Source organism: Acidithiobacillus ferriphilus (genome assembly GCF_018854775.1).
Classification (GTDB): domain Bacteria; phylum Pseudomonadota; class Gammaproteobacteria; order Acidithiobacillales; family Acidithiobacillaceae; genus Acidithiobacillus; species Acidithiobacillus ferriphilus.
Map to the genome: position 1 here is coordinate 1 of NZ_JAAZTY010000145.1, position 6,094 is coordinate 6,094.

Annotated in this window: 4 protein-coding genes; 1 reads left to right on the plus strand and 3 read right to left on the minus strand. The window is 56.8% G+C overall.

The window, feature by feature from the left end; translation table 11 throughout:
* A partial coding sequence (locus HF921_RS10280) for a heavy metal translocating P-type ATPase (RefSeq protein ID WP_226834457.1) occupies positions 1 to 2,071 on the plus strand: 2,071 nt, incomplete at its 5' end.
* Between the two features lie 812 nt (positions 2,072 to 2,883).
* Here the strand turns inward: HF921_RS10280 and HF921_RS10285 are convergent.
* The 3 genes from HF921_RS10285 to HF921_RS10290 all read right to left on the minus strand — a co-directional run bounded on the left by HF921_RS10285 (position 2,884) and on the right by HF921_RS10290 (position 5,620).
* Complete coding sequence (locus HF921_RS10285) at positions 2,884 to 4,068, minus strand: NAD(P)/FAD-dependent oxidoreductase (protein ID WP_010642696.1); 1,185 nt, start codon at positions 4,066 to 4,068, stop codon at positions 2,884 to 2,886.
* 85 nt (positions 4,069 to 4,153) lie between these two features.
* A complete protein-coding gene (locus HF921_RS13445; RefSeq protein WP_010642694.1) occupies positions 4,154 to 4,276 on the minus strand; it encodes a hypothetical protein in 123 nt (40 codons plus the stop codon).
* A gap of 192 nt (positions 4,277 to 4,468) precedes the next feature.
* Positions 4,469 to 5,620 carry a cysteine desulfurase family protein gene (locus tag HF921_RS10290; RefSeq protein ID WP_126604083.1) on the minus strand — a complete coding sequence of 384 codons (1,152 nt, stop codon included), beginning with the start codon at positions 5,618 to 5,620 and terminating at the stop codon, positions 4,469 to 4,471.
* Positions 5,621 to 6,094 lie beyond the last annotated feature (474 nt).

Consider the following 6,094-nt stretch of genomic DNA (forward strand, 5'->3'; position numbering starts at 1 on the left):
TTCTATGGACCATTCAGGACATCAGGAACACGAGATAGAAACCGCCCACCCCGATTTCCACGCCCATATGCACCCCGCCGCTCTTGGCCACGCCGGGATGCATGGCGGTCATGACCATGGCGCCATGATCGCCGATTTTCGGCGGCGGTTCTGGGTATCGCTGGTGCTGACGATCCCTATCCTCCTTTTGTCGCCGCTTATCCAGCATCTGCTGGGGCTGGAGGCTGCTCTCGCCTTTACGGGGTCGTCCTATGTGCTTTTCGCGCTATCGAGCGGGGTGTATTTCTACGGCGGTTGGCCCTTCCTGAAGGGGCTGTTTGCCGAGCTCGAAACCCGCAAGCCAGCCATGATGACGCTGATCGCCCTGGCCATCAGCGTGGCCTATTTTTACTCGAGTGCCGTCGTGTTCGGGGTTCAGGGTGAAGTGTTCTTCTGGGAACTTGCCACGCTGATCGATGTGATGCTGCTCGGCCACTGGATCGAGATGAAATCGGTCATGGGGGCTTCCGGCGCACTGGAAAAACTGGTGCAAATGATGCCATCCGAGGCCCATCTCGTCACCCCGGAGGGCATGAAAGACGTGCCGGTCGCCAATCTGCAGCGCGGTGACCGGGTGCTGGTGAAGCCCGGCGAAAAAATTCCTACGGACGGGCGTATCGTCGAAGGGCGAACCACCGTCAATCAGGCCATGCTCACCGGCGAAAGCCAGCCCGTGGAGAAGGGGGACGGCGACGAAGTTATCGGCGGTTCGGTTAACGGCGAGTCGAGTATCACCGTCGAGGTCCACAAGACCGGCAGTGAAACCTATCTTGCACAGGTCATCGAGATGGTGCGCCGGGCGCAGGAGTCCCGCTCCCGGACTCAGGACCTGGCCGACCGCGCGGCCCTGGTGCTGACCCTTACCGCGTTGAGCGTCGGGGGGCTTACCCTTGCCATTTGGCTGGTCCTTGGCCAGCACTTCGAGTTTGCCCTGGCCCGCATGGTGACCGTCATGGTGATTGCCTGTCCCCATGCCCTGGGCCTGGCGATTCCGCTGGTCGTTGCCGTGTCCACCGCCATGGCGGCGCAGCATGGGCTGCTTATCCGGGACCGGTCTGCTTTTGAGCGGGCGCGCCAACTGCAGGCGGTAGTGTTCGACAAGACCGGGACCTTGACGGAGGGACGGTTTGGCGTCACGGATGTGGTCGTGCTGGGCGGATACGCCGAAGATCAGGTCGTACGGCTTGCCGCGGCCCTCGAAAGCCAGTCGGAGCACCCCATCGCCGCCGGCATCGTGGCATATGCCAAAGCGAAGGACATCGGCTTCGAGCCTCCCAAGGAATTCAAGGCCATCCCCGGCAAGGGCGCACAAGCCGTTGTAAATGGCCGCAATGTGAAAGTTGTAAGCCCCGGCTATCTCAAGGAGCATGGCCTTGATGTCAGCGATGAGCGGATCGCGGCCTTGGCATCCCAGGGCAAAACGGTGATATACCTGCTCGTCGACGAAAAACCAGCGGGGGCTGTCGCGCTGGCCGACATCATTCGAGCGGAGTCGCGGGAAGCCCTAGCACGGCTGAAGGGGATGGGCGTGCAGGTGATGATGCTGACCGGCGACTCGGAAGCGGTGGCCCGCTGGGTGGCCCAGGAAATGGGGCTGGACGACTATTTCGCCGAAGTGCTCCCTGGACAAAAGGCGGAGAAGATCAAGGAGGTAAAGGCGCGGGGATTGCGCGTGGCCATGGTCGGCGACGGTGTCAACGACGCGCCCGCCCTGGTGGAGGCGGACGTCGGGATCGCCATCGGGGCGGGCACGGACGTCGCCATCGAGTCGGCGGACATCGTGCTGGTCCGCTCCGATCCCCGAGACGTGGTGGCCATCCTGGAACTTTCCCGGGCGACCTATCGCAAGATGATCCAGAACCTGTGGTGGGGTGCCGGCTACAATATCGTGGCGATCCCTCTTGCTGCCGGGGTTGCTTACAGCGTTGGCCTGGTGCTTTCCCCGGCGGTGGGGGCGGCCCTGATGTCCGTTTCCACGGTGATCGTCGCCATCAACGCCAAGCTCCTCCAGAGGGTTCGGCTCACCGCATAGCGCATGGATCGGCAAGCAGCCAGCATGTCGCTTGTTCAGAGCTTCCCCGAACGCAGGCAGGATCGCTGTCACCCACCATAGGCCGAGTGCGCTGGCCACCGAGTAGCCGATGTGCTCACTAGCTAATGGCCATGAGCTATGATCGAATCTAATGTACGGGCGGATTACAGCTGACTTGAGCAAGGTGGCGCACTGTTGCTACAAAGGATGGGTGAGTAAATTTCGTGATGGATTAGCCATCGCAATAGCCCGTCCTCAGCTAGGCGCAGCAAAGTGGAAATGTCCACGCCCTCGCTGATTTCGCCGATGGTCTCTTCAGTTGATCTGGACGGTTCACACACCGCAAGCGAGTAGCGGTTATCCATCTCCACAGGCTGCGGACGGGCATAAAGTTTCTTCTTTGTCAATCAGCGTCAGCCATTGACCATGCGTCAGCACCAGACATTTGCCACCTATGGAGTGTTATAACGCTTCGTAACTCTATGGACTAAAACATAAACATTAAATTCTTGATCTGATCAAAGGTGAACAAACTTGACGCTGATTTCTGGTCAAAACTTGACACTCTCAGGCGCTGTTTTCCAGCCTAGAGGAAGCCGAAGCCGCTTTTCAACAGGCGCTTACCGCTAACCCGAACCATTCAGAGGCACTCGTAAACCTTGTCGCCACAATACACTGACCCCGCGCAGAAAACAGAACTTAAAGGGGTTGCAAGCCAAAATCTGCGGAATTTTTAGGGCCGTTAATAATCAGCCTCTTATAATTGAGCAAGCGCATGACGCTGGATGCGGTTCCCGAATGGCGGTGCGCGACTACAAATACCGAAGATAGAACAAAAATATCCGTTCAAATGCTTCCTTTACAAAAATCAAATTCTTCGAACGTCGCGGAAAGACATTTCGAAATGGGGGTCTACCATCCTCCGATCTGTGTAGCCACATGGCGTCATTTTTCATGTCCAGTATACAGGAAAGCTCCTGTCTATAAAGATTCACTGGTCTCTTGCCACTTAAAACCGCTTTCATGTTTTTTGCCGCTGCGCTAGCTCGAAGTTGGGCCATATGGGCTTGATGCGGCACCCATGGCGGTGGGTTTTCGTGATTAGCGCAATCTCCCGCGGCAAAAACATGAGGCAGTCCCTTTACTTGCCCATATTTATCCACATCAATGTGGCCTCCAATGGACATGGGAAGGCATGACTTCTGCACAAGCGATGGTCCCGTTATTTCAGGGGAATAGAGGACCAAATCGGCCTTCCTAAACGTGCCATCCTTATCAGCCATCCCTCCATCTAAAAATTCTACTGGCTCATATCCATCGTCAAGGATAATCCCGCGCTCACGCAGTCGATCGGTTATCGCACCTTTCTCTCCCGGACTTCTATCTGGGGAAAAGAAATGAATCTCAAAATTATTTCTTACCCCTCTTTCTCTCAAGGCGTAGTCCAAGAGGCAGGCGCATTCATACATGGGGCCGGGACGTCCGGCAACAAAACCGTCCCTCCGGTTAATCTTATAACCGACATATATGACACCACCACTCAGGGATTCCAGTTTTTTTACAAATCCATCCATGTCATCAGGACCATAACATGGCGAATATGTGTAGTCTTCTGTTCCAGGAATATCGTCTTTCCTAAAGGCTGGCCCTATGCCAATAAATAGATAGTCATTCCTATATTCTCCGTCATGGGTAATCACAGTCCGTCCACCATCTTGTATATCGATAACCACACCCTCAATAAAGCGAATGCTTCGCCGCCTAAGGAATGGACGAATATCAATAGTGATATCTGCTTTGTTTCGTTTCTTCGTAATAAATTCAGGAATTGCCGGAAAGTAAATGAATTTACCATTTCCGATGACTGTAATGTCGTATCGGGAATATATCCTTCGAAAGAAATACGCGATGATGGGAAAGGCGGGGATGGCAAGAAAGTAGCCAATGAAAAACATGGACGCGAATCCATTGCCTACAACAGTGATTTGTTTCTTCATAAGGCACCCCATTCAGGTGGAAGAAAATTGAGCATGGCGGTCTGGAGGCGGTATTTCGTACTTAGGGGGTGTAATTAGGGCTCCGTCAAAGTAGCCAGCCATTGCTTTCATATCGGGCGACTTTGACGGAGCCCTGGCCACCACCTTCTTTCGACGGTGCGGCTTCCTGGGGGCTCTCTGTCTGACCTTCCGATGTTTTCATTTCCATTTAAAACCTCCTGAAACTGAACCTGCTATAAAAAGGCATGGTCTGGATACAGATGGACCACGCCCGTTTTTCCCCTTATTCGGGAAGCTGAAAAAACGCACCGTAATGATAAGGAGGAAGTTCGACCACGCGATCCGGCAGGAGGCCTGTGGCTTCGACGACGGCGAGGGCCTGCATAGGCGAGGGCATCCATCATCTGCCCGCCGTGCTCGTCAGGTCACGCCAGGCGTTGATCAGGGCGTTTGCCGCCCCGTTGATCTCCGCCTCAGTGGTAAAACGGCCCAGACTTAAACGCAGCGCCCCCAAGGCTTGCTCCCGGGACACAGACATCGCCGCCAGGACATCACTCACTGTTTGGCCACCCGCATGACAGGCGGAGCCCGTGGATGCGGCGATCTCCGGGGTGGCGGCGAGGAGTTGCCAGCCAGCCACGCCGGGGAAGGAGAGATTAAGGGTATTAGGCAGGCGCTCGGTAGGATGGCCGTTGAGCAGCAGGCCGGGAATGGCGATAACCAGCCGTTCATGCAAGGCGTCCCGCAATGCATGCAGTCGTGTTGCTTCCCGAACCAACCGTTCCTGTGCCAGCCGGGCTGCCGTGCCCAAGGCCACGATATGCGGCACGTTCTCGGTCCCAGGGCGCAGGCCCCGTTCGTGGTTCGCCCCGGCCATGATCGGCAAAATGGGCGTTCCTGCCCGCACATACAGCGCGCCCACGCCCTTGGGCGCGTGGAACTTGTGCCCCGCCAGAGTGAGGAGGTCGGTGCCGAGATCATGGACATCGATCGGGATCTTGCCTGCCGCCTGGGCGGCATCCACATGCATGAGTGCGCCGTGGACATGAGCGAGGGCGGCGATTTCCGAGACGGGTTGCATTGCCCCTGTTTCGTTGTTGGCGAGCATCACGGACACCAGGGCTGTGTCGCGGCGGATAGCCTGCGCCGTCGCCTCCATCCGCACGCGGCCCGTGCCGTCCACCGGCAACACGGTGAGCTCCCAGCCTTCAGCTTCCAGCCAGCGCATGGGCTGCATCACCGAGGGGTGTTCGATCGCCGATGTGACCAAGTGGCGCCGATTCCCCCGCAAGGCCCGCGCTACGCCGAAAATTGCTAGGTTGTTGGCTTCCGTGGCGCTGCCGCAGAAGATCATATCTCTTGGCCGCCCACCGATCAGCGCCGCCACCTCCGCCCGCGCCGTTTCCACTGCCGCCTTCGCCTCCTTGCCATAAGGATGCGAGGAAGAAGGATTACCGAAATGTTTCCCTAACCACGGCTGCATGGCCAGTGCCACCAATGGGTCTATCGGGGTGGTGGCATTGCAGTCGAGGTAGATCGGCAAATCGTTCATTGGACCTCCACCGAGCCTTCCAAGCAAAAGGCCGAGACAAGCTGTTTCGCGGGAGTATGGAAGGATCTCGAAGGTCTTGCAATCGACAGCAGATCAGCGGCACGGCGAGGCGATAGGTGCCTAATCATGTCGTGTAATGCTCCACAAGAGCCTCGACCCCTTTCGGTCATGACACTCCACGACCCGCGCACGGCTTTCGTGACCCAGGGCTACGGTGGTGAATGTTGGATGTCGATACTCAAAAATATTTCGATACCATCCCACATGCCCACCTTCGGCATTTTCTCGACTGATGAGTGACTGGTGGCGTAGCCCAAAAGATGATCAGCAAACGGTTAAAGGCAGGGTAATACCGCCACTGCTCGCCACGAACCTGTGGACTGATGAGCCCGCATGTGGCGCGATTGCTGGATCATGTGCTGTGAACAGATTTCCATAGGGAAGGAGCTTTCCTTATAGTGCAATGCAGGCGGG

Excerpts from the sequence above, each read along its gene's own strand:
- HF921_RS10285 (WP_010642696.1), bottom strand. The coding sequence starts at position 4,068 with ATGAAGAAACAAATCACTGTTGTAGGCAATGGATTCGCGTCCATGTTT.
- HF921_RS13445 (WP_010642694.1), bottom strand. The coding sequence starts at position 4,276 with ATGGAAATGAAAACATCGGAAGGTCAGACAGAGAGCCCCCAGGAAGCC.
- HF921_RS10290 (WP_126604083.1), bottom strand. The coding sequence starts at position 5,620 with ATGAACGATTTGCCGATCTACCTCGACTGCAATGCCACCACCCCGATA.